Raw genomic sequence first — 23,203 nt, 5'->3', positions numbered from 1 at the left:
TCGGCGAGCGGCCATCGCCACGCGTTCCGGTCGACGCTGCGTTCAACCGCGTTGGGAGACAGGGAGTGATCATGAATGACATCCAGGCGCGTTCGAGCGCCTTATCGCCGGACCGGCCGTCGGTGCCGTCGCGGCGGTACAAGTTCAGTGGGCCCAACGAGGCGCGGACGGTGGGGCTCGCCCGGGAGTGGGTGGCCTGTCTGCTGGAGACGCTCGGCCGGCGCCGGCTGGCCGAGGCGGCTCGGCTCTGCACCTCGGAGGCCGTGACGAACGCGCACCTTCACACGCGTTCCGCCGTGCTCGCGGTCGAGGTCCTGGTGACCGACGGGCGTGTGTTCGTGTTCGTGCGGGACGACGCCGTCGACACGACTCTGCCGCTGCCCGGCGAACTGCCCCACGCGCCGGCCGGCCAGGAGAGCGGGCGGGGGCTCCACTTGATCGCCGCGTTCGCCGAGCGGTGGGACGTGATGCCGGGGCGCGGGCGCGACAAGGTCGTCTGGTTCAGCCTCGCCGAAGGGCCCGCCGAAGGGTCGCCCGAGGGGCCGCCCGACGGGCCGCTCGAAGGGCCGGTCGAAGGGCCGGCTGAACGGGTGGCTGAACGGCCGGCTGAACGGCCGGCTGAACGGCGGGCCGAGGGGCTGGAGGGGGTGGGATGAACCTCGCCGCCGCCGATCGTGCCTTCTGGGGCATGAACGCCCTGTCGCTGGTGCTCGCCGTGCTCGCGTTGATCGCGATCAGGATGTCGATGCCCTCACGGCCCCGCGCCAGGACGTCCCCGTCGGCGTACACCTGCCACTGCTCCGGCACGGCCCTACGCGTGGCCTTCCGGGCCGAGCCGGAACCGGCCGAGTACCGCCGTTGGCAGGCGTGGCTCGAACAGCCGACCCGGGGAACCGGGGTGACGGCGGGGGAGTGGCACCACCTGCCGGAACCCGACTGAGGCCGAGGCCGGCCGGAGCCGGCGAACCGTCGGGCTCGGGGCCTCAGGCTTCCGCGCCGGGGTTCGTCGGTGGGGGCGGGGCGCCGTGTACCGCGCGTATGCCGTGGGCCAGGAGGAGGAGGCCGGTCAGGAGCAGGGCCGCCGAGGCGGTCCATTCGAGGCCCAGGACGAACGGGTGGCCCGGCGTGTTCCAGGGACGGGTGGTGGTCAGCAGCCAACCGCCCGCCGCGAGGAGGGCGAGTCCGGTGGCGGCCGCTGCGGCGCCGGGGTCGCCGGCGCCATGGGCGTCGTACGGCTCGGTGTTCACGCCACCACCACCTCCAGGGGTCGGACCGGCCCGCACGGGCCGGGCGTACCGCCCTCCATCTTCGCAGGGCCCGCGCGGCATCCGAAGTCGGGTCGCGCGCGAACGACGCCACTCCGGAACACACCCCGCATGCGCGCCCGGGCACGACGAAGGGCCGTTGCTCCGCCCCCGAGCGGGGGAGCGACGGCCCTTCGTGACGAGCGGTCCGGTCAGAGGACGCGGACGGCGCCCGTGGGCATGTCGTAGTTCATGGGGCGCTCGACGATCCCGGTGTTGGGGTTCTGCGCACCGATGAACTTGCCGCCGCCGGAGTACACGGCGACGTGGTACGCGCTGCCCTTGGAGCCCCAGTAGACGATGTCGCCCGGCTGCAGGGCGCTCAGGGACACCGAGCGGCCGGCGGTGGACTGCGCCTGGGAGGTGCGCGGCAGGGAGATGCCGGCCTGCTTGTACGCGGCCTGGACGAGGCCGGAGCAGTCGAACGAGGACGGGCCGGTGCCGCCCATGACGTACGCCTTGCCGAGCTGCGCGCGGGCGAAGTTGAGGATGGCGGACGCGGAGCCCTTGACGGGTGCCGTGACGGTGCCGGAGCCCTGGCCCGAGCCGCTGCCCGAACCATTGGTCGAGCCGGTGCTCTTGGAGGGGGTCGCGGTGGAGCCCCCGTCGGCGGAGGTGTTGGAGCCCGAGGCGGTCTGGAGGGTGTCGCGCTCGGAGTCGCGGGCGGCGCGCTCGGCGTCGGCCTTGCGGTCCGCCTCCTCCTTGGCCTTCTTCTCGGCGGCCTGCTGGGCGGTCTCCTTGGCCTGCTTCGCCTCGGCGGCGGCGCCCGTACGGGCGGTCTCCTCCTGGGCGTTCAGCTCGCCTTCCACGGCGGCCTCGACGGCCGCGACGCGGGTGGTCTCGGCGGCCGTGGTGACCGCGGAGGACACCTCGGCGCCGAGGTTCAGGTCGAGGACGGGCATTTCCATCGTCGTCTCGGCCACGGGGTCCGCGGACGGGGTCGCGCTCGCGGTCCCGGCCAGGGCCAGGGTGCTGAGAACGCCACCGGCAACTCCGGCGCGGACCGCGAGCTTCGAGGCGCTGCGGCGCGGCTTCCGGTGGCTGGGTATGTGAGCGGTGTGGGACATGAGAACAACCGCTATCAGGGGGTGGGCACTCGCTTCAAGAAACGTGGTCTGCGCCACAGTTGTCCCTGACGGGCATTAACCGGGCGCGTCGCGGGCCTTATTGACGCCGTAACGGGCTTATCGGACACCCTTTCACAAGCCTGTGATCATGGGTTTTCAGTGTTTGGTCCGAATTTATCCAGGGCCTACCATCGACGTGCACAGATGGCCAAGCCCTCTTTCGGCGGCCTGATTTTCATGTGACACAGGTCACAGTAACCTCAGGCTTCACGGGCGTCGTGGCCGGTCCGTGATCCGACTGTGAGCCTGCCGTGCGGTTAGTGAACGGATGCACAGCATCCGCTCCCCTTTCATCCCGCCGTCGACTTCCGGCCACCGACCCTCCCCGGTACCCGCGCGCGGCCCTCCCATCCCCCCGATCGCCCCTGGCGTCGGCCCGCGTCCACTCCGGTCCCACCGGCTTCCCCCGGTCGAGCGACGCGGTTTCCTTTACCACCCACCCGGCACCACCGCCAATTTGCTTGCAGGGGCCACCATTTGATAGGGCGACCCCCGCCCCACCTGCGGTGACGGGCTCCAATGTCACCTTTGGTGATCATGCGGACGCCTTGCGTATGAAGATCACCGCTCGGCGGGCTTCATGATCGTTCGTTAGGTGGTGGAGATCACAAACTCGGTCTTGTTACCCGTGTCGCAGATCACAGACCGGCAGGCATAAGATGCGCAGCAGTCCGGCTTGTGAACTGCCTCACATGCTCCCGCCCCAACTTGGGGGCGATCTTCGCGAGGCGGGACACGCGGCGCCGGCGGCGGTCCAACGGTCAAGGACGACTGGAAGGAGCGAGGAGCGTGAATGCGTACGCGCCCATCCTCGTGCTCGGCGCCCTCGGCGCAGGGTTTGCGATCTTCTCCGTGGTCATGGCCACGCTGATCGGCCCAAAACGGTACAACCGGGCAAAGCTCGAAGCCTACGAGTGCGGCATCGAACCCACACCGATGCCCGCCGGCGGCGGTCGCTTCCCCATCAAGTACTACCTGACGGCGATGCTCTTCATCGTCTTCGACATCGAAGTTGTCTTCCTCTACCCCTGGGCCGTCACCTTCGACGCCCTGGGGATCTTCGGGCTCGTCGAGATGTTGCTCTTCGTGCTCACCGTCTTCGTCGCCTACGCCTACGTCTGGCGCCGCGGCGGCCTGGAATGGGACTGAGGGGCTGAATACTCCATGGGACTGGAAGAGAAGCTGCCGAGCGGCTTCCTGCTGACCACCGTCGAACAGGCCGCGGGCTGGGTGCGCAAGTCATCCGTCTTCCCGGCCACCTTCGGCCTCGCGTGCTGCGCGATCGAGATGATGACCACCGGAGCGGGCCGCTACGACCTGGCCCGCTTCGGCATGGAGGTCTTCCGCGGTTCACCGCGGCAGGCGGACCTGATGATCGTCGCCGGGCGGGTCAGCCAGAAGATGGCGCCGGTGCTGCGGCAGGTGTACGACCAGATGCCCGCTCCCAAGTGGGTCATCTCCATGGGCGTTTGCGCCTCTTCGGGCGGAATGTTCAACAACTACGCGATCGTCCAGGGCGTCGACCACATCGTGCCGGTGGACATCTACCTCCCCGGCTGCCCGCCCCGCCCCGAGATGCTGCTGGACGCGATCCTCAAGCTCCACCAGAAGATCCAGGGCGGCAAGCTCGGCGTGAACCGGGAAGAGGCGGCGCGCGAGGCGGAGGAGGCGGCCCTCAAGGCGCTCCCCACCATCGAGATGAAGGGGCTCCTTCGGTGAGCGACGACCCAGCCGTCGAGAACGGCAACAACGTTCCCGCGCCGCGCGGCCGGGAGACCCTTGCGGGCCCCGAGGTGATCGGCGTCCGCAAGGGCATGTTCGGCGCCACGAACGGCGGTGACACCAGCGGCTACAGCGGCCTGGTCCGGACCGTCGCCCTGCCCGGCGAGAGCGCCCGCCCGTACGGCTCGTACTTCGACGAGGTCGTCGACGAGCTCGAAGGGGCCCTGGAGGAGCAGGACCTGGTGCCCGCCCACGTGATCGAGAAGGTCGTCGTGGACCGGGCGGAGCTGACCCTCCACATCGCGCGCGAGCACCTGCCGCGGGTGGCCGCCACCCTGCGCGACGACCCGGCGTTGCGCTTCGAGCTCTGCACCGGTGTCAGCGGCGTGCACTTCCCCGGCGACAAGGGCCGCGAACTGCACGCCGTCTACCACCTGCGCTCGCTCACCCACGGCCGGATCGTGCGCCTGGAGGTGTCCGCCCCGGACGCCGACCCCCGCGTCCCCTCGATCGTCTCGGTCTACCCGACGAACGACTGGCACGAGCGCGAGGCGTACGACTTCTTCGGGCTGGTCTTCGACGGCCACCCGGCCCTCACCCGGATCATGATGCCGGACGACTGGCAGGGCTTCCCCCAGCGCAAGGACTACCCGCTCGGCGGCATCGCCATCGAGTACAAGGGCGCCCAGATCCCGGCTCCCGACCAGCGGAGGTCGTACAGCTGATGTCCACGAACCACGCCTCCTCCCGGGAGACCACGGAAGGCACCGTCTACACCGTCACGGGCGGCGACTGGGACGAGGTCGTCCAGTCGGCGGCCCGCGCGGACGACGAGCGGATCGTCGTCAACATGGGTCCCCAGCACCCGTCCACCCACGGCGTGCTCCGCCTGATCCTGGAGATCGACGGCGAGACCGTCACCGAGGCCCGCTGCGGCATCGGCTACCTCCACACCGGCATCGAGAAGAACCTCGAATTCCGGAACTGGACGCAGGGCACCACCTTCGTGACGCGCATGGACTACCTGACGCCGTTCTTCAACGAGACGGCGTACTGCCTCGGCGTCGAGAAGCTGCTCGGGATCACCGAGCAGATCCCGGACCGCGCGACCGTCATCCGCGTCCTGCTCATGGAACTCAACCGGCTCTCCTCCCACCTGGTGTGCATCGCCACCGGCGGCATGGAGCTGGGCGCGACCACGATCATGATCTACGGGTTCCGGGACCGCGAACTGATCCTCGACGTCTTCGAGCTGATCACCGGCCTGCGCATGAACCACGCGTTCGTCCGCCCCGGCGGCCTCGCCCAGGACCTGCCCCCGGGCGCCGTCGACCAGCTGCGCGACTTCGTGAAGACCATGAAGAAGAACCTGCCGGAGTACGACAAGCTCGCCACCGGCAACCCCATCTTCAAGGCCCGCATGCAGGACGTCGGCTACCTCGACCTCACCGGCTGCATGGCGCTCGGCGCCACCGGTCCCGTGCTGCGCTCCGCCGGACTGCCGCACGACCTGCGCAAGTCCGACCCGTACTGCGGCTACGAGAACTACGAGTTCGACGTACCGACCACCGAGAGCTGCGACTCCTACGGGCGGTTCCTGATCCGCCTGGAGGAGATGCGCCAGTCGCTGCGGATCGTCGAGCAGTGCCTGGACCGGCTGGAGCCCGGCCCGGTCATGGTCGCCGACAAGAAGATCGCCTGGCCCGCCCAGCTCGCCATGGGCCCCGACGGCCTCGGCAACTCGCTCGACCACATCAAGAACATCATGGGCACCTCCATGGAGGCCCTCATCCACCACTTCAAGCTGGTGACCGAGGGCTTCCGGGTCCCCGCCGGACAGGCCTACGCGGCCGTCGAGTCCCCCAAGGGCGAGCTCGGCGTCCACGTCGTCTCCGACGGCGGCACCCGCCCCTACCGGGTCCACTTCCGCGACCCGTCCTTCACCAACCTGCAGGCCATGGCAGCGATGTGCGAGGGCGGTCAGATCGCCGACGTCATCGTCGCCGTCGCCTCCATCGACCCCGTGATGGGAGGCGTCGACCGATGACAGCCCGTCGTGAAACGCAAGGCATCCAGCTGGGGATGCCCCAGCTCCCCGCCCCCGACTACCCGGCCGACGTACGCGCCCGGCTCGAAGCGGACGCGAAGGAGGTCATCGCCCGCTACCCCGACAGCCGCTCCGCGCTGCTGCCCCTGCTGCACCTCACGCAGTCCGAGGAGGGGTACGTCTCGCGCACCGGCATCCGCTTCTGCGCCGAGGTGCTGGGCCTGACCACCGCCGAGGTCACCGCGGTCTCCACCTTCTACACGATGTACCGGCGCGGCCCCTCCGGGGACTACCAGGTCGGCGTCTGTACGAACACCCTGTGCGCCGTCATGGGCGGCGACGCCATCTTCGACGAGCTCAAGGAACACCTCGGCGTCGGCAACAACGGGACCACCCCCGACGGGAAGGTCACGCTGGAGCACATCGAGTGCAACGCGGCCTGCGACTACGCCCCCGTGGTGATGGTCAACTGGGAGTTCTTCGACAACCAGACCCCCGACTCCGCCAAGGCCATGGTCGACGACCTGCGCGCCGGGCGGCCGGTCGAACCGACCCGGGGCGCGCCGCTGTGCACGTACAAGGAGACGGCCCGGATCCTGGCCGGCTTCCCCGACGAGCGCGCGGGCGCGGTCGAGGCGAGCGGCGGCGCGGGCCCCGCCTCGCTGATCGGCCTGCGGATCGCGCGCGGCGAGAGCCCGCACGCCTCGATCGTCCACCCGCGCGGTGAGACGCGCGGCGAGCCCGGCACCGGCACCGAGGGAGGGGCGTGATGTCCGTGTCCACACCGAATGAAAGTCTCGGGGGCACCTCCCGGCCGGAGGCCGGGGGAGGCACGAGCCCGGAGAAGCTCCTCGCCCCCGTCCTGTCGGCGTTCTGGGACGACCCCCGGTCGTGGACGCTGGAGACCTACCGGCGCCACGAGGGCTACGAGGGCCTGCGCAAGGCCCTCGCCATGACCCCCGACGACCTCATCGCCTACGTGAAGGACTCGGGCCTGCGCGGACGCGGCGGCGCGGGCTTCCCCACCGGCATGAAGTGGCAGTTCATCCCGCAGGGCGACGGCAAGCCGCACTACCTCGTGGTGAACGCGGACGAGTCGGAGCCGGGAACCTGCAAGGACATCCCCCTCCTCTTCGCCAACCCGCACTCCCTCATCGAGGGAATGATCATCGCCTGCTACGCGATCCGGTCGCAGCACGCCTTCATCTACCTGCGCGGCGAGACCGTGCCGGTCCTGCGGCGCCTGCACGAGGCCGTGCGCGAGGCGTACGAGGCCGGCTACCTCGGCAAGGCCATCCTCGGAAGCGGGCTCGACCTCGACATCACGGTGCACGCGGGCGCGGGCGCGTACATCTGCGGCGAGGAGACGGCGCTGCTCGACTCCCTCGAAGGCCGGCGCGGGCAGCCCCGACTGCGGCCCCCCTTCCCGGCGGTGGAGGGGCTCTACGCCTGCCCCACCGTCGTGAACAACGTCGAGTCCATCGCCTCGGTTCCCGCGATCCTGAACAAGGGCAAGGACTGGTTCAAGTCGATGGGGACCGAGAAGTCCCCCGGCTTCACCCTGTACTCGCTGTCCGGGCACGTCAGCGGCCCCGGCCAGTACGAGGCCCCGCTCGGCATCACCCTGCGCCAGCTCCTCGACATGAGCGGCGGGATGCGCGCCGGGCACCGGCTGAAGTTCTGGACCCCGGGCGGCTCCTCCACCCCGATGTTCACCGACGAACACCTCGACGTCCCGCTGGACTACGAGGGCGTCGGCGCGGCCGGCTCGATGCTCGGCACCAAGGCCCTCCAGTGCTTCGACGAGACGACCTGCGTCGTGCGCGCCGTCACCCGCTGGACCGAGTTCTACGCCCACGAGTCCTGCGGCAAGTGCACCCCCTGCCGGGAGGGCACCTACTGGCTCGTCCAGTTGCTGCGCGACATCGAGGCCGGCAAGGGCGTCATGTCCGACCTCGACAAGCTCAACGACATCGCCGACAACATCAACGGCAAGTCGTTCTGCGCGCTCGGCGACGGCGCCGCCAGCCCGATCTTCTCCTCGCTCAAGTACTTCCGCGAGGAGTACGAGCAGCACATCACGGGCAAGGGCTGCCCCTTCGACCCCAGCAAGTCGACCCTCTGGGCTGACACGGAGGTGAACGCGTGACCGTCACCACAAACGCCCCCGCCGGTGGCGGCGAGGTGCACAAGGCCCCCGAGGACACGGTCTCCCTGACCATCGACGGCGTCGAGCTGTCGGTGCCCAAGGGGACCCTCGTCATCCGGGCCGCCGAACAGCTCGGCATCGAGATCCCCCGGTTCTGCGACCACCCCCTCCTCTCCCCGGCCGGCGCCTGCCGCCAGTGCATCGTCGAGGTGGAGGGCCAGCGCAAGCCGATGGCCTCCTGCACCATCACCTGCACCGACGGCATGGTCGTCAAGACCCAGCTGACCTCGCCGGTCGCCGACAAGGCCCAGCGCGGGGTGATGGAGCTGCTGCTCATCAACCACCCGCTGGACTGCCCCGTCTGCGACAAGGGCGGCGAATGCCCCCTGCAGAACCAGGCCATGTCGCACGGCAACTCCGAATCCCGCTTCGAGGGCCACAAGCGGACCTACGAGAAGCCCGTACCGATCTCCACGCAGGTGCTCCTGGACCGCGAGCGGTGCGTGCTGTGCGCGCGCTGCACCCGCTTCTCCAACGAGATCGCCGGCGACCCGATGATCGAGCTGGTCGAGCGCGGCGCGCTCCAGCAGGTCGGCATCGGCGAGGGCGACCCCTTCCAGTCGTACTTCTCCGGCAACACCATCCAGATCTGCCCCGTCGGCGCGCTGACCTCGGCCGCCTACCGGTTCCGCTCCCGCCCCTTCGACCTCGTCTCCTCCCCGAGCGTGTGCGAGCACTGCGCGGGCGGCTGCGCGACCCGCACCGACCACCGGCGCGGCAAGGTCCTGCGGCGCCTCGCCGCCGAGGACCCCGAAGTCAACGAGGAGTGGGTCTGCGACAAGGGCCGCTTCGGGTTCCGCTACGCGCAGCGCCCGGACCGGCTGACCACCCCGCTGGTGCGCGGCGCCGACGGCGTCCTCGCCCCGGCGAGCTGGCCCGAGGCCCTGGAGGCCGCCGCGAACGGTTTGGCCGCCGCGCGCGGTCGGACCGGCGTACTGACCGGCGGCCGGCTCACCGTCGAGGACGCCTACGCGTACGCCAAGTTCGCCCGGGTCGTCCTCGACACCAACGACATCGACTTCCGGGCCCGCGTGCACAGCGCCGAGGAGGCCGACTTCCTGGCCGCCTCCGTCGCCGGCACCGGCAAGGACCTCGACGGCACCGGCGTCACCCACACCTCGCTGGAAGCCGCGCCGACCGTGCTGCTCGCCGGCATCGAGGCCGAGGAGGAGGCCCCCGGCGTCTTCCTGCGGCTGCGCAAGGCGCACCGCAAGCACAAGCAGCAGACCTTCGCGCTGGCGCCGTTCGCCAGCCGGGGCCTGGCCAAGGCGGGCGGCATCCTGCTGGCCGCCGCCCCCGGCACCGAACCCGAGTGGCTGGACGCGCTCGCCACCCGCAGCGGCCTGGAGGCCGGCGGGTCGGACGCCGCCGACGCGCTGCGCCGGCCCGGCGCGGTCATCGTCGTCGGGGAGCGCCTCGCGGGCGTGCCCGGCGCGCTGACCGCCGCCGTACGGGCGGCCAACGCGACCGGCGCCCGCCTGGTGTGGATCCCGCGCCGGGCCGGGGAACGGGCCGCCGTCGAGGCGGGCGCCCTGCCGTCGCTGCTGCCCGGTGGCCGCCCCGCCACCGACCCGCGGGCCCGCGACGAGGTCGCGACCGCCTGGGGGCTGGACGAACTCCCGCACCGCCACGGCCGCGACACCGGCCAGATCGTGGACGGCGCCGCGACCGGCGAACTGTCCGCGCTGCTCGTCGGGGGCGTCGAGGTCGCCGACCTGCCGGACCCGGCCCGCGCGCGGACCGCCCTCAAGGAGGCCTTCGTCGTCTCCCTGGAACTGCGGCCCGGCGAGGTCACCGACCACGCCGACGTGGTCCTGCCCGTCGCCGCGGTCGCCGAGAAGGCCGGCTCGTTCATCAACTGGGAAGGCCGGGTGCGGCCCTTCGAGGCCGCCCTCAAGCCCGACCAGATGACCCGCCGCCTCGCCCCCGCCGACGCCCGCGTGCTGCACATGCTCGCCGACGCCGCGGACCGGCCGATCGCCCTGCCCGACGTGCACGCCGTACGCCGGGAACTGGAGCGGCTCGGCCCCTGGGAGGGCGAGCTCGCCGCCGAGCAGTCCACGGACCGGGTGCCGCTGCCCCGGCCCGCCGCCGGGGAGGCGGTCCTCGCCGGCCACCGGCTGCTGCTGGACCTCGGTCGGCTCCAGGAGGGCGACGACGCCCTCGCCGGCACCCGGCACGAGGCACCGGCGCGCCTGTCGGCCGCCACCGCCGCCGAGACCGGCGTCAAGGACGGCGACGTCCTCGCGGTGACCGGCCCGGCCGGCTCGGTGGAACTCCCGCTGCGGATCACCGACATGCCCGACCGGGTGGTGTGGCTGCCGCTGAACTCCACCGGTTCCGGCGTGTACTCCGACACCGGAGCCCGCCCCGGCACCCTCGTACGCATCGGACCGGCGGTCCCGGCCGCCGCCAGCGGTGACACCCCCGCGGAGGTGGGCGCGTGAACGCGGTACCCGGTGACCTCGTACAGCTGGCCGCGGAGGACCTGTCGCTGTTCGGCAGGGACGTCTGGTGGCTCGTCGTCATCAAAGCGGTGTTCTGCTTCGCCTTCCTGATGGTGACCGTGCTGTTCTCCATCGTGTGGGAACGCAAGGTCGTCGCCTGGATGCAGCTGCGCATCGGCCCCAACCGGCACGGCCCCTGGGGCATGCTCCAGTCGCTCGCCGACGGCATCAAGCTGATGCTGAAGGAAGACGTCATCGTCAAGCGGGCCGACAAGGTGGTGTACGTCCTGGCCCCGATCATCGCGGCGATCCCGGCCTTCATGGCCATCGCGGTGATCCCCTTCGGCCCCGCGGGCAACGAGGTCTCGATCTTCGGCCAGCGCACCACGATGCAGCTGACCGACCTGCCCATCGCGATGCTCTACATCCTCGCGGTGGCCTCGGTCGGCATCTACGGCATCGTCCTCGCCGGCTGGTCCTCGGGCTCGACCTACCCGCTGCTCGGCGGACTGCGGTCCTGCGCGCAGATGATCTCCTACGAGATCGCGATGGGCGCGGCCTTCGCCTCGGTGTTCCTCTACTCCGGGTCGATGTCGACCTCGGCGATCGTGGAGGCCCAGGCCGACCGCTGGTTCATCATCCTGCTGCCGGTGTCCTTCATCATCTACGTCATCACGATGGTCGGCGAGACGAACCGCGCCCCCTTCGACATGCCGGAGTCCGAGGGCGACCTGGTCGGCGGCTTCAACACCGAGTACTCGTCGATCAAGTTCGCGCTGTTCATGCTGGCCGAGTACGTCAACATGGTCACCGTCTCGGCGGTCTCCGTCACCCTGTTCCTGGGCGGTTGGCGGGCCCCGGCGCCGATCTCCACCTACTGGGAGGGCGCGAACCACGGCTGGTGGCCGATGCTCTGGTTCGTCCTCAAGGTGCAGCTGCTGCTGTTCTTCTTCATCTGGCTGCGCGGCACCCTGCCCCGCGTCCGCTACGACCAGCTGATGAAGCTCGGCTGGAAGGTCCTCATCCCGGTCTCCGTGGTGTGGCTGATGCTGGTCGCGACCGTCCGGGCGCTGCGCAACGAGGCCTACGACTTCAGCGAGATCGTCCTGTACGTCGGCGGAGCCGTCGTCGCGATCCTGCTGCTGTCCTTCGTCGCCGACATGTTCCGGGACAAACGCGAGAAGGCCGCCGTCGCGCAGGCCGACGAGGACGCCGCGGCCGAGCCCTTCGACCCGTTGGCGGGCGGGTTCCCCGTACCGCCCAAGCCCGGCCAGCACCTGGCCCCCGTACCGCGCCGACGGTCCCGCAGCGAGCGGGAGCTGATCGTCAGCGGCGCGACGACCACCGACAGCGACCGAGAGGAGGGTGCGGGAAATGTCTGACGAGAAGTGGCAGAACCCGGTGGCCGGCTTCGGCGTGACCTTCAAGGCCATGTTCAAGAAGCGCCTCACCGAGCAGTACCCGGAGCAGCAGAAGACCACCGCTCCACGCTTCCACGGACGGCACCAGCTCAACCGCCACCCCGACGGTCTGGAGAAGTGCATCGGGTGCGAGCTGTGCGCCTGGGCCTGTCCCGCCGACGCGATCTACGTGGAGGGCGCGGACAACTCCGAGGAGGAGCGCTACTCCCCGGGCGAGCGGTACGGCCGCGTCTACCAGATCAACTACGCCCGCTGCATCCTGTGCGGGCTGTGCGTCGAGGCGTGCCCGACCCGGGCGCTGACCATGACGAACGAGTTCGAACTGGCGGACTCCAGCCGTGAGTCGCTGATCTACACCAAGGACCAGCTCCTCGCCGGCCTGACCGAGACCATGGTCGAGGCCCCGCACTCGGTGTTCCCCGGGACCGACGAGCAGGACTACTACCGGGGGCTGGTGACGGAAGCCGCCCCGGGCACGGTCCGGCAGACGGCCGTCTCCAAGGGCGAGGTCGCCGAACCCGCCGAGGGGGTGGAGGCATGAGCACCGCCCTGGACGCGGCCAACCTCGCCGCCGGGTCGCTGACCTCCACGGGCGAGGCGGTCCAGTTCTGGATCCTCGGCACCGTCGCCGTCATCGGCGCGCTCGCCACGATCCTCATGAAGAAGGCCGTGCACAGCGCGCTCAGCCTCGCCGGGACGATGATCATCCTCGCGGTCTTCTACCTCGCCAACGGGGCGTACTTCCTGGGCGTCGTCCAGGTCGTCGTCTACACCGGCGCGATCATGATGCTGTTCCTCTTCGTGGTCATGCTCGTCGGCGTCACCGCTGCCGACTCGCTGAAGGAGACCATCAAGGGCCAGCGCTGGCTCGCCGTCCTGTGCGGACTCGGCTTCGGCACCCTGCTGATCGCCGGCATCGGCCAGGCCGGGCTCAGCCACTTCAACGGGCTCGGCCGGATCAACTCCGGCGGCCACGTCGAGGGCCTGGCCACGCTGATCTTCACCAAGTACGTCTTCGCCTTCGAGCTCACCGGCGCCCTGCTGATCACCGCGACCGTCGGCGCGATGGTGCTCACCCACCGCGAACGCACCGAGCGGGCCGCCACGCAGCGCGAGCTGGCCGAGAAGCGCGTACGCGACGGGGTGCAGCTCCCGCCGCTGCCGGCGCCCGGCGTGTACGCCCGGCACAACGCCGTGGACGTGCCCGGTCTGCTGCCCGACGGCACCCCGTCCGAGCTGACCGTCAACAAGACGCTCCGGGCCCGCGGCCAGATCCGCGACGTGTCCGGCGAGGCGCTCAACGACCTGAAGGCGCTGGAGCAGGCGTCCGCGGACCGCCTCGGCCGTGAGGAGGCATCGAAGTGAATCCGGTCAACTACCTGTACCTGGCCGCCCTGCTGTTCACCATCGGCGCGGCCGGAGTCCTCATCCGGAAGAACGCGATCGTGCTGTTCATGTGCGTCGAGCTGATGCTCAACGCCTGCAACCTCGCGTTCGTGGCCTTCTCCCGGATGCACGGCAACCTCGACGGCCAGATCATCGCCTTCTTCACGATGGTCGTGGCCGCCGCCGAGGTCGTGGTGGGCCTCGCGATCATCGTGTCGTTGTTCCGTACCCGCCACTCGGCCTCGGTCGACGACGCCGGCCTGATGAAGCTGTAAGGGGCGTTCACACAGTGGAGAATCTGATTGCGCTGCTGGTGGCGGCGCCCCTGCTCGGGGCGGTGGTGCTGCTCTGCGGCGGCCGCCGGCTCGACGGGGTCGGTCACTGGCTCGGTACCCTGCTCGCCGCCGTCTCCTTCGGCATCGGCGTCGCCCTCTTCGCCGACATGCTGGGGCGCGGCGCCGACGACCGGACCCTGCACCAGCGGCTGTTCAGCTGGATCCCGGTGGAGGGCTTCCAGGCGGACATGGCCTTCCAGCTGGACCAGCTGTCGATGACCTTCGTCCTGCTGATCTCCGGGGTGGGCACGCTCATCCACGTGTACTCGATCGGGTACATGGAGCACGACGAGCGCCGCCGCCGCTTCTTCGGCTACCTCAACCTGTTCGTCGCGGCCATGCTGCTGCTGGTCATCGCCGACAACTACCTGCTGCTGTACTTCGGCTGGGAGGGCGTGGGCCTCGCCTCCTACCTCCTGATCGGCTTCTGGCAGCACAAGCCCAGCGCGGCCACCGCCGCGAAGAAGGCCTTCCTCGTCAACCGCGTCGGCGACATCGGCCTGTCCATCGCGATCATGCTGATGTTCACCACCTTCGGGACGTTCGCCTTCGGACCGGTCCTCGGCTCCGTCGGCGAGACGTCCGAGGGCACGCTCACCGCGATCGGCCTGATGCTGCTGCTCGCCGCCTGCGGCAAGTCGGCGCAGGTGCCGCTCCAGTCCTGGCTCGGTGACGCGATGGAGGGCCCGACCCCGGTCTCGGCCCTCATCCACGCGGCCACCATGGTCACCGCGGGCGTCTACCTGATCGTCCGCTCCGGGGCCATCTTCAACGGGGCGCCCGACGCCCAGCTCGTCGTCACCGTCGTCGGAGCGGTCACGCTGCTCTTCGGTGCGATCGTCGGTTGCGCGAAGGACGACATCAAGAAGGCCCTCGCGGGCTCCACGATGTCGCAGATCGGGTACATGATCCTCGCCGCGGGCCTCGGCCCCATCGGCTACGTCTTCGCGATCATGCACCTGGTGACGCACGGCTTCTTCAAGGCGGGCCTCTTCCTCGGCGCCGGTTCCGTGATGCACGGGATGAACGACGAGGTCGACATGCGCAAGTACGGCGGCCTTCGGAAGTACATGCCGATCACCTTCGTGACCTTCGGACTCGGCTACCTCGCCATCATCGGATTCCCGGGTCTGTCCGGCTTCTTCTCCAAGGACATGATCATCGAGGCGGCCTTCGCGAAGGGCGGCACCCAGGGCTGGATCCTCGGCGGCGTGACCCTGCTGGGCGCGGGCATCACCGCCTTCTACATGACCCGCGTCATGCTCCTCACCTTCTTCGGCGAGAAGCGCTGGCAACCCACCGTGTCGGACAGCGGCTCCGCCGCGGGCTCCGGCCACGCGCCGCACCCGCACGAGTCCCCGAAGTCCATGACCATCCCGATGATCGTGCTCGCCTTCGGGTCGGTCTTCGCCGGTGGGTTCTTCGAGATCGGCGACCGCTTCCTGAACTGGCTGGAGCCCGTCACCGGCTACGAGCACGGCCACCCGCCGGTCAGCGCCCTGACGGTGACGGCCGCCACCATGGTCGTCCTCGTCATCGGCGTCGGCATCGCCTGGGCCATGTACGGCAAGAAGCCCGTCCCGGTCGTCGCCCCGCGCGGCTCGCTCCTCACCCGGGCGGCCCGCCGGGACCTGTTCCAGGACGACTTCAACCACGTCGTCCTCGTCCGCGGCGGCGAGCACCTGACCCGCTCGCTCGTCTACCTCGACCACAGCGTGGTCGACGGAGTGGTCAACGGCACGGCCGCCTCGGTCGGCGGGCTCTCGGGCCGGCTGCGCAAGCTGCAGAACGGCTACGTCCGCAGCTACGCGGTCTCGATGTTCGGGGGCACGGCGATCCTCATCGCCGCGACCCTGCTGATGAGGGCGGTGTGAGATGAATTTCCCGCTTCTGACGGTGACGGCCGCGGTCCCCGCGGTCGGCGCGATCCTGACGGCGGCCGTACCGGCCGCCCGCCGGACCGCCGCCAAGTGGCTCGCGCTGCTGTTCTCGCTGGCGACCCTGGCGCTGGCCGTGCTCGTCGCGGTCCGCTTCGACCCGAGCGGTGACCGCTACCAGCTCACCGAGTCCCGTTCCTGGATCGCCGACTTCGGCGTCCGCTACGAACTCGGCGTCGACGGCATCGGGGTGGCGCTGATCGCGCTCACCGCGCTGCTCATCCCCTTCGTGATCGCGGCCGGCTGGAACGACGCCGACCCTCTGGAAACCGAAGCGGCCAACAGCAGCTTCGCTGCGGGCTCCCGCTGGCGGCCGACCCAGGGCTTCTTCGCCCTGATCCTCATGGTCGAGGCGATGGTGATCATCTCCTTCGCCGCGACCGACGTCTTCCTCTTCTACATCTTCTTCGAAGCCATGCTCATCCCGATGTACTTCCTCATCGGCGGCTTCGGCGACCGGGCACACTCCGGGTCCGACGAGAACGCGGCCGCGCAGCGCTCGTACGCGGCGGTCAAGTTCCTCCTCTACAACCTGGCCGGCGGGCTCATCATGCTGGCCGCCGTCATCGGGCTGTACGTCGTCGCCGGGAACTTCTCGCTCCAGGAGATCACCGCCGCCCGCGCCGCGGGCACCCTGGACATGGCGACCAACACCGAACGGCTGCTGTTCCTCGGCTTCTTCTTCGCCTTCGCGGTGAAGGCCCCGCTGTGGCCGCTGCACACCTGGCTGCCCAACGCGATGGGCGAGGCCACCGCCCCGGTCGCCGTCCTGATCACCGCGGTCGTCGACAAGGTCGGCACCTTCGCGATGCTCCGCTTCTGCCTCGGGCTGTTCCCCGACGCCAGCAAGTGGGCCACGCCGGTGATCCTCGTCCTGGCCCTGATCAGCATCGTCTACGGGGCGTTGGTCGCGGTCGGGCAGCGCGACATCAAGCGGCTGGTCGCCTACGCGTCGATCTCCCACTTCGGGTTCATCATCATGGGCATCTTCGCGATGACCTCCCAGGGACAGTCCGGCGCGACGCTGTACATGGTCAACCACGGCATCTCGACGGCGGCGCTGATGCTGGTCGCCGGCTTCCTGATCTCGCGGCGCGGCTCGCGGCTCATCGCCGACTACGGCGGCGTGCAGAAGGTGGCCCCGGTCCTGGCCGGCACCTTCCTGATCGGTGGCCTGGCCACCCTGTCGCTGCCCGGACTCGCACCGTTCGTCAGCGAGTTCCTGGTCCTGGTCGGCACGTTCGCCCGCTACCCGGTCGTCGGCATCATCGCGACCGTCGGCATCGTGCTCGCCGCGCTGTACACGCTGGTGCTGTACCAGCGCACGATGACCGGCCCCGTGAAGGAGGAGGTCCGCACCATGCCGGACCTGCGCCTGCGGGAGGTGCTGGTGGTCGCCCCGCTGATCGCGCTGCTGATCGGCCTGGGCGTCTACCCCAAGCCCCTGACCGAGATCGTCAACCCGGCGGTCGAGCACACCATGTCGGACGTACAGCAGACCGACCCCGAGCCCGAGGTGGAGGCGGCCAAGTGAGCACGTCAGCTACAGGCCTTTGGGCCCTGGCCGCGGAACCGATCGACCGGATCCCGGCCCCGCACATCGAGTACGCGCAACTCGCGCCCACGCTCATCGTGGTGGGCGCGGCCGTCCTCGGCGTCCTCGTCGAGGCGTTCGTCCCCCGCAGGTCCCGCTACTACGTCCAGGTGTTCCTCGCCGTCGCCGCGCTCGCCTCGGCCTTCGCCGCGGTCGTCGGCCTCGCCGCCGGCGGGTACGGGAGCGGCAAGGCGCAGATCGCGGCCATGGGCGCCGTCGCGGTGGACGGCCCGGCCCTGTTCCTCCAGGGCACCATCCTGCTCGCCTCGATCGTGGCGATGTTCACCTTCGCCGAGCGGCGCCTGGACCCGGAGGTCCACGGCAACCGGGTGGACTCCTTCGCCGCGCAAGCCGCGTCCGTACCGGGCAGCGAGAGCGAGAAGGCCGCCGTCAAGGCCGGGTTCACCACCACCGAGGTGTTCCCGCTGGCCATGTTCGCGGTCGCCGGCATGCTGATCTTCCCGGCGGCCAACGACCTGCTGACGCTGTTCATCGCGCTGGAGGTCTTCTCCCTCCCGCTGTACCTGCTCTGCGCCGTCGCCCGCCGCCAGCGGCTGATGTCGCAGGAGGCGGCCGTCAAGTACTTCCTGCTCGGCGCCTTCTCCTCGGCGTTCCTGCTGTTCGGCATCGCCCTGCTGTACGGGTACTCCGGCTCCGTCTCGTACGCGGTCATCGCGGACGTGGTGGACGGCACGGTCGCCAGGACCGACCCGGCGCTGGCCGCCACCATGGGCAACGACGCGCTGCTGCTGATCGGCGGCGCGCTGATCCTGATGGGCCTGCTGTTCAAGGTCGGCGCGGTCCCCTTCCACATGTGGACCCCGGACGTCTACCAGGGCGCCCCGACCCCGGTCACCGGCTTCATGGCCGCCGCGACGAAGGTCGCCGCGTTCGGCGCGCTGCTGCGCCTGCTGTACGTGGTCCTGCCGGGCCTGCGCTGGGACTGGCGGCCGGTGATGTGGGGCGTCGCGATCGTCACGATGCTGGCCGGCGCGGTCATCGCGGTGACGCAGACCGACGTGAAGCGGCTCCTGGCGTACTCCTCGATCGCGCACGCGGGGTTCATCCTCGCCGGTGTGATCGCCACCTCGGCGGAGGGCGTGCAGTCGGTCCTCTTCTACCTGGGCGCCTACTCCTTCGTGACGATCGGCGCCTTCGCGGTGGTCACGCTGGTGCGCGACGCGGGGGGCGAGGCCACCCACCTGTCGAAGTGGGCGGGGCTGGGGCGGCGCTCGCCGCTCACAGCGGCCGTCTTCGCGGTGTTCCTGCTGGCCTTCGCGGGCATCCCGCTGACCTCCGGGTTCACCGGCAAGTTCGCGGTGTTCAAGGCGGCGGCCGAGGGCGGGGCCGGGGCGCTGGTCGTGGTCGGCGTCATCTCGTCGGCGATCGCCGCGTTCTTCTACGTACGGGTGATCGTGCTCATGTTCTTCAGTGAGCCGAAGGCGGACGGCCCGACGGTGGCGGTGCCCTCGCCGCTGACGATGACGACCATCGCGGTCGGCGTCGCCGTCACCCTCGTCCTGGGCCTGGCCCCGCAGTACTTCCTGGACCTGGCGGGGCAGGCGAGCACGTTCGTCCGCTGACCGGTCCGGTACGGCGCAGGGCCCGGCCCCCTTCGGGGGTCGGGCCCTGCGGCTTACTCGGGGCGCTTGCGCTTCGGCGTGATGGCGGTGAGATCCAGATCGACGGGGAAGGGGACGGAGACCTTCAGCCGGTCGTGGAAGATCCCGGTGGCGACGTATTTCTGGGTGGCGGGATCGAGTTCGTAGACGTAGACCACGGCCCGGCCGTCCTTGTTCTCCACGCGCCAGAAGTGGAGGATCCCTGCCCGGGCGTACTTCAACGGCTTGGTCTCGCGATCACGGGAGACCGATTCGGGGGACACGACTTCGATGGCGAGCCGAACGGATTCCGCAGGAAGACGGGTCTGATCCAGATCCTCGTAGGGCTCCTCCGGTACGACGATCACATCCGGTTCGGGCCGATTGTGACGATCGATGTCGATGGTGAACTCCCGAATGACCTCCAGGCCTTCCGGGGTTGCGGATCGCAGCCGACTTTCGAGGAAACTGACCGCGCGCCAGTGAAAGCGGGTCTGCGGACTCACGAAGATCAGGCTCCCGTCGATCAGCTCCGTGTGCGGAGGCAGATTCGGAAGCGTGTCCAGGTCGTCCGCGGTCCAGCCGCCTGCCGGCGGGATCGGCCAGCAAGGCCCTGGCTCCGGTTCAGGCTGCGGCGCTGCGGATTCGACGCTCATCAGTGCTCCCATGAGGCGGAGTCTTGCGAGTGCGACCAGCGTATCGCCGGGAATCCGCGGAACACCGTCCTTTCGGATGAGTCATATGCGGGCGGCACTTGACGGCATCGGCCGGCGCGGGCTAGCGCCCGTGCGCGTGTCCGGAGCCGCCCGCGGCCGGGGTCTTCTTCGGGCACGTCAGGGCGGTGTTCCAGTTGTGGAAGCGACCCGCCGGGTTGTGCTTGTACGCCCACATGTGCAGGTCGTAGTGCTTCGGCATGCCCGCCCAGTGGCCCGGCATCGGGCCGTCGAAGGGGAGGCCGAACATCGACGGCCGGTCGTCGGCCGTCTTCAGGTCCTGGTCCCGGTCGGTGACCATCCACTCCACCGCCTGGAGCTTGCGCCGCCCGTGCTTGTCCGTCTCGGCGCTGTACACGAGCGCGGTGGGCTTGCTGGGGTCCGTCGAGCCCCAGTAGGCGTCCTTGACGTAGTGGAAGCCCATGGAGCCGACGCCGAACGGGTTGTTCATGCACTCGCCGTGCTTCACGTACCCGTCCTTGACGGCCTGCCGCTCGTCCACGTACTTGGCGGTCACCGCGATGGCCGTGGCCATGTCGCGCATCGCCTTCTTGTTGCGGGGGTCCGGCGCCGGACCCTCCACGGCCGAGGCCGTCGGGGCGAGGGCGAGCGCCACCGCCGCGGCGGCGGCGAGGGCCAGGGTACGGGTGGACACGAGCATGGCAGGGCCTCCTGCGCTGCGGGGACTTCGGCCTGTCCGAGCAGCATGCGCGGGCCCCGGGCCGGCCCGCCACGCGGGCGGGCCGGACGGGTGAGCCAGAGGGCCCGTCCGGCGTACGCGGACTTCCGCGCACTGGCGATGGGACGGCGTGGCGGGGCGCCGCCCCGTCCCCGGACCGGCGCCGGCGGACGGACTAGCGGGATCCCACGATCCGGCCGGTGACTTCGCCGAGGCCGACGCGGGTGCCGTCGGCGCCGGGCGCCCAGGCGGTCAGGGTGACGGTGTCGCCGTCCTCCAGGAAGGTGCGCTTGCCGTCGGCCAGCTCGATGGCGTCGCGGCCGTTCCAGGTGAGTTCCAGCAGGGAGCCGCGCTGGTCGACCTCGGGACCGCTGACGGTGCCGGAGCCGAACACGTCGCCGGTGCGCAGGGAGGCGCCGTTGACGGTCATGTGGGCGAGCTGCTGGGCGGCGGTCCAGTACATCGTCGCGAACGGCGGCCGGGCCACCTCCTGCCCGTTGATGGAGACCGCGATGTGCAGGTCGAAGCCGCCGGGGCGGTCGCTGTCGGCGTCGTCGAGGTAGGGCAGCAGCGGGAAGTCCCGGGCGGGCGGGGCGACGCGGGCCGCGTCCAGGGCCTCCAGGGGGGTCACCCAGGCGGAGACGGAGGTGGCGAACGACTTGCCGAGGAACGGACCGAGGGGGACGTACTCCCAGGCCTGTACGTCGCGCGCCGACCAGTCGTTGAGCAGGAACAGCCCGAAGACGTGGTCCTCGAAGTCGGCCAGCGGCACCGGCCGGCCCAGCTCGGACGGGGCGCCGACGACGAAGCCGACCTCGGCCTCGATGTCGAGCTTCACGGACGGCCCGAAGACGGGCGCCGCGTCGGTGGGTGCCTTGCGCTGCCCGGAGGGGCGCACGACGTCCGTGCCGGAGACCACGATGGTGCCGGAGCGGCCGTGGTAACCGATCGGCAGGTGCTTCCAGTTGGGCGTCAGCGCGTCCCCGTCGGGGCGGAACATCTGCCCGACGTTGGTGGCGTGGTGCTCGCTCGCGTAGAAGTCGACGTAGTCGGCGACCTCGTACGGCAGGTGCAGCGTGACCGCGTCCAGCGGCAGCAGGTGCGGCTCCACGGTGGGGCGGTGGCCGGGGTCGGTGACCCACGCGGTCAGCGCGCGGCGCACGTCGCGCCAGGCGGTGCGGCCGGCGGCGAGCAGCGGGTTCAGCGAGGACTGCCCGAGCAGTCCGGCGTACGGGGAGCCGAGCGCGAGGGCGGCCGCTCCCGCGTCGAGCACGTGCCCGCCGATCCGCACGCCGATCCGGCGACGGTCCTCCCCGGCGGTCGAGAAGACGCCGTAGGGGAGGTTGTGCGGCCCGAACGGGTCGCCCTCGGGAACATCGAGGGGGCTCTGCTGGGGCATGGGGTGCTGCCTCGCTTTCGACGCGGGCCGGGGGTGTCCCGGGGGCTTGTTGACACGTTACGTGCCAGGTGGGGTCTGTGGGAGGCCGGATTCGGGCGCTATTTGTAGGACTTGTCCAACGGGGTCCGTATCCTTGACGCCGTGACTTCCGCTCTCCCCCCCGCCTTGATCGCCACCGACCTGGACGGGACTCTGCTGTGCGCCGGAGACACCGTCTCGGCCCGCTCCCACAAGGCTCTCGCGACGGCCCGGGCCGTCGGCGCCCAGCACATCGTCGTCACCGGACGGCCCGTTCCCCAGGTTCGACACGTCCTGGACGACCTCGGATACCAGGGGCTCGCGGTGTGCGGGCAAGGCGCGCAGGTGTACGACACGGCGCGCGGCATCCTGCTGCACTCCGTCTCCATGGACCGGGGGCTCGCCGAGGTCGCCCTCGGCAAGATCGAGGCGGAGATCGGCGAGGTCTGGGCGGCGGTGAACCAGGAAGGTCTCGACGCGGAGATGCTGATAGGGCCCGGCTACCGGATGTGGCACCCGCACCTGCCGACCGTCCGGGTACCGCGCCGCGCCGACCTGTGGTCGGCCCCGATCAACAAGGTCCTCCTCCAGCACCCCCGGCTCGACGACGACGAACTGACCCGGGTCGCGCGCTCGGTCGTCGGCGACCTGGTGAACGTCACCATGGCCGGGGAGCACACCGTGGAACTCCAGCCCCTGGACGTGGACAAGGCCGCCGGCCTGGCCCGCGCCGCCGAGGTGCTCGGCATCCCGGGCTCGTGCACGATCGCCTTCGGCGACATGCCGAACGACGTCCCGATGTTCGCGTGGGCGGCCCACGGGGTCGCCATGGCCAACTCCCACCGCGAACTCCTCGCCGTCGCCGACGAGGTCACCCTCTCGAATGAGGAAGACGGCATCGCGGTGGTCCTGGAGCGGCTGTACGCCTGACGGGGCCCCGGCTCCGTGGGGGCGGTGCGCCTCCGGCGGGCGGGTGTCAGAGCAGGTGCGGCGGTAGCACGACGAGGACCACCGCGAGGAGGCGCGGCCTCATCCGGGGGAGGGCTGGGTCTCGAACCATCCTCCGGAACCGAGCATGTGCCGACGGGCCGTACCGGGCGTGGGATCGCCGAGTTCGGCCGGGTCGACGCCGAGGCCGCACGACGGATGAGGCTGATCTCGGCGGCGATGTCCCGGGCCTCGCCGAGGTCGGTCACCTCTCCGGCACGGGCCTCCAACGCGCGAAGCCGGGCAGCGGTCTCGGGATGCCGGGCGATGGCGACCT

Annotated in this window: 22 protein-coding genes; 17 read left to right on the top strand and 5 right to left on the bottom strand. The window is 70.4% G+C overall.

Features of this window, described 5'->3' with window-relative positions:
- Window positions 1-71: 71 nt before the first annotated feature.
- Complete coding sequence (locus AB0D46_RS29565; RefSeq protein WP_362881943.1) at window positions 72-656, top strand: ATP-binding protein; 585 nt, start codon at window positions 72-74, stop codon at window positions 654-656.
- Window positions 653-940: a hypothetical protein gene (locus AB0D46_RS29560; RefSeq protein WP_362881942.1), complete on the top strand. Its 288-nt coding sequence runs from the start codon at window positions 653-655 to the stop codon at window positions 938-940. Before AB0D46_RS29565 ends, AB0D46_RS29560 begins: the two co-directional genes overlap by 4 nt.
- 43 nt (window positions 941-983) lie before the next feature.
- Here the strand turns inward: AB0D46_RS29560 and AB0D46_RS29555 are convergent, their stop codons facing one another.
- Together AB0D46_RS29555 and AB0D46_RS29550 are read right to left on the bottom strand one after the other, a co-directional pair.
- Window positions 984-1,247, bottom strand: a complete 264-nt coding sequence (locus AB0D46_RS29555) for a hypothetical protein (RefSeq protein ID WP_362881941.1) — start codon at window positions 1,245-1,247, stop codon at window positions 984-986.
- Between the two features lie 209 nt (window positions 1,248-1,456).
- The gene (locus tag AB0D46_RS29550; protein ID WP_362881940.1) at window positions 1,457-2,371 is read right to left on the bottom strand and encodes an NlpC/P60 family protein; all 915 of its coding nucleotides are present in this window, start codon (window positions 2,369-2,371) and stop codon (window positions 1,457-1,459) included.
- A gap of 849 nt (window positions 2,372-3,220) precedes the next feature.
- On the opposite strand from AB0D46_RS29550, the gene AB0D46_RS29545 reads away from it, so the two are divergent.
- The 14 genes from AB0D46_RS29545 to nuoN are packed head-to-tail and all read left to right on the top strand — an operon-like array spanning window position 3,221 to window position 19,112.
- The gene (locus AB0D46_RS29545; protein ID WP_030773548.1) at window positions 3,221-3,580 is read left to right on the top strand and encodes an NADH-quinone oxidoreductase subunit A; all 360 of its coding nucleotides are present in this window, start codon (window positions 3,221-3,223) and stop codon (window positions 3,578-3,580) included.
- 15 nt (window positions 3,581-3,595) lie between these two features.
- Window positions 3,596-4,150, top strand: coding sequence for an NADH-quinone oxidoreductase subunit B (locus AB0D46_RS29540; RefSeq protein ID WP_266381642.1), 555 nt, complete (start codon window positions 3,596-3,598; stop codon window positions 4,148-4,150).
- Window positions 4,147-4,878, top strand: coding sequence for an NADH-quinone oxidoreductase subunit C (locus AB0D46_RS29535; protein WP_362881939.1), 732 nt, complete (start codon window positions 4,147-4,149; stop codon window positions 4,876-4,878). The genes AB0D46_RS29540 and AB0D46_RS29535 overlap by 4 nt, the downstream gene beginning before the upstream one ends.
- Complete coding sequence (locus tag AB0D46_RS29530; RefSeq protein WP_362881938.1) at window positions 4,878-6,200, top strand: NADH-quinone oxidoreductase subunit D; 1,323 nt, start codon at window positions 4,878-4,880, stop codon at window positions 6,198-6,200. The genes AB0D46_RS29535 and AB0D46_RS29530 overlap by 1 nt, the downstream gene beginning before the upstream one ends.
- Complete coding sequence (nuoE, locus tag AB0D46_RS29525) at window positions 6,197-6,970, top strand: NADH-quinone oxidoreductase subunit NuoE (protein WP_362881937.1); 774 nt, start codon at window positions 6,197-6,199, stop codon at window positions 6,968-6,970. The genes AB0D46_RS29530 and nuoE overlap by 4 nt, the downstream gene beginning before the upstream one ends.
- Window positions 6,970-8,349, top strand: a complete 1,380-nt coding sequence (nuoF, locus tag AB0D46_RS29520; protein WP_362881935.1) for an NADH-quinone oxidoreductase subunit NuoF — start codon at window positions 6,970-6,972, stop codon at window positions 8,347-8,349. Before nuoE ends, nuoF begins: the two co-directional genes overlap by 1 nt.
- Window positions 8,346-10,856, top strand: a complete 2,511-nt coding sequence (locus AB0D46_RS29515; RefSeq protein ID WP_362881933.1) for an NADH-quinone oxidoreductase subunit G — start codon at window positions 8,346-8,348, stop codon at window positions 10,854-10,856. Before nuoF ends, AB0D46_RS29515 begins: the two co-directional genes overlap by 4 nt.
- On the top strand, window positions 10,853-12,238 hold the full coding sequence (gene nuoH, locus AB0D46_RS29510) for an NADH-quinone oxidoreductase subunit NuoH (RefSeq protein ID WP_362881932.1): 1,386 nt from the start codon (window positions 10,853-10,855) through the stop codon (window positions 12,236-12,238). Before AB0D46_RS29515 ends, nuoH begins: the two co-directional genes overlap by 4 nt.
- Window positions 12,231-12,818: an NADH-quinone oxidoreductase subunit NuoI gene (gene nuoI, locus AB0D46_RS29505; protein WP_362881931.1), complete on the top strand. Its 588-nt coding sequence runs from the start codon at window positions 12,231-12,233 to the stop codon at window positions 12,816-12,818. Before nuoH ends, nuoI begins: the two co-directional genes overlap by 8 nt.
- Window positions 12,815-13,642, top strand: a complete 828-nt coding sequence (locus AB0D46_RS29500; protein ID WP_362881929.1) for an NADH-quinone oxidoreductase subunit J — start codon at window positions 12,815-12,817, stop codon at window positions 13,640-13,642. Before nuoI ends, AB0D46_RS29500 begins: the two co-directional genes overlap by 4 nt.
- Window positions 13,639-13,938, top strand: a complete 300-nt coding sequence (nuoK, locus tag AB0D46_RS29495; RefSeq protein ID WP_362881928.1) for an NADH-quinone oxidoreductase subunit NuoK — start codon at window positions 13,639-13,641, stop codon at window positions 13,936-13,938. Before AB0D46_RS29500 ends, nuoK begins: the two co-directional genes overlap by 4 nt.
- A 14-nt stretch (window positions 13,939-13,952) precedes the next feature.
- Window positions 13,953-15,872: an NADH-quinone oxidoreductase subunit L gene (gene nuoL / locus AB0D46_RS29490; RefSeq protein WP_362881926.1), complete on the top strand. Its 1,920-nt coding sequence runs from the start codon at window positions 13,953-13,955 to the stop codon at window positions 15,870-15,872.
- Window position 15,873: 1 nt separating this feature from the next.
- Window positions 15,874-17,469 carry an NADH-quinone oxidoreductase subunit M gene (locus tag AB0D46_RS29485; protein ID WP_362881925.1) on the top strand — a complete coding sequence of 532 codons (1,596 nt, stop codon included), beginning with the start codon at window positions 15,874-15,876 and terminating at the stop codon, window positions 17,467-17,469.
- Entirely contained in the window at window positions 17,466-19,112 is a 1,647-nt protein-coding gene (nuoN, locus tag AB0D46_RS29480) for an NADH-quinone oxidoreductase subunit NuoN (RefSeq protein WP_362881923.1), read from the top strand. Before AB0D46_RS29485 ends, nuoN begins: the two co-directional genes overlap by 4 nt.
- Window positions 19,113-19,165: 53 nt before the next feature.
- Here the strand turns inward: nuoN and AB0D46_RS29475 are convergent, their stop codons facing one another.
- The 3 genes from AB0D46_RS29475 to fahA all read right to left on the bottom strand — a co-directional run bounded on the left by AB0D46_RS29475 (window position 19,166) and on the right by fahA (window position 21,921).
- Window positions 19,166-19,786: a Uma2 family endonuclease gene (locus AB0D46_RS29475; RefSeq protein WP_362881921.1), complete on the bottom strand. Its 621-nt coding sequence runs from the start codon at window positions 19,784-19,786 to the stop codon at window positions 19,166-19,168.
- 121 nt (window positions 19,787-19,907) lie between these two features.
- Window positions 19,908-20,504 (bottom strand): hypothetical protein, encoded by a 597-nt coding sequence (locus tag AB0D46_RS29470; protein ID WP_362881920.1) that lies wholly within the window; start codon window positions 20,502-20,504, stop codon window positions 19,908-19,910.
- Window positions 20,505-20,697: 193 nt separating this feature from the next.
- Window positions 20,698-21,921: a fumarylacetoacetase gene (fahA, locus tag AB0D46_RS29465; protein ID WP_362881918.1), complete on the bottom strand. Its 1,224-nt coding sequence runs from the start codon at window positions 21,919-21,921 to the stop codon at window positions 20,698-20,700.
- Window positions 21,922-22,062: 141 nt separating this feature from the next.
- On the opposite strand from fahA, the gene AB0D46_RS29460 reads away from it, so the two are divergent.
- Entirely contained in the window at window positions 22,063-22,869 is an 807-nt protein-coding gene (locus tag AB0D46_RS29460; RefSeq protein ID WP_362881916.1) for an HAD family hydrolase, read from the top strand.
- The last annotated feature ends 334 nt before the right edge of the window (window positions 22,870-23,203 follow it).

The sequence above is a fragment of the Streptomyces sp. NPDC048383 genome, assembly GCF_040651775.1.
GTDB lineage: Bacteria > Actinomycetota > Actinomycetes > Streptomycetales > Streptomycetaceae > Streptomyces.
Note: the sequence above shows the minus strand (reverse complement) of the source record. Positions and strands in the feature narration are given on the sequence as shown.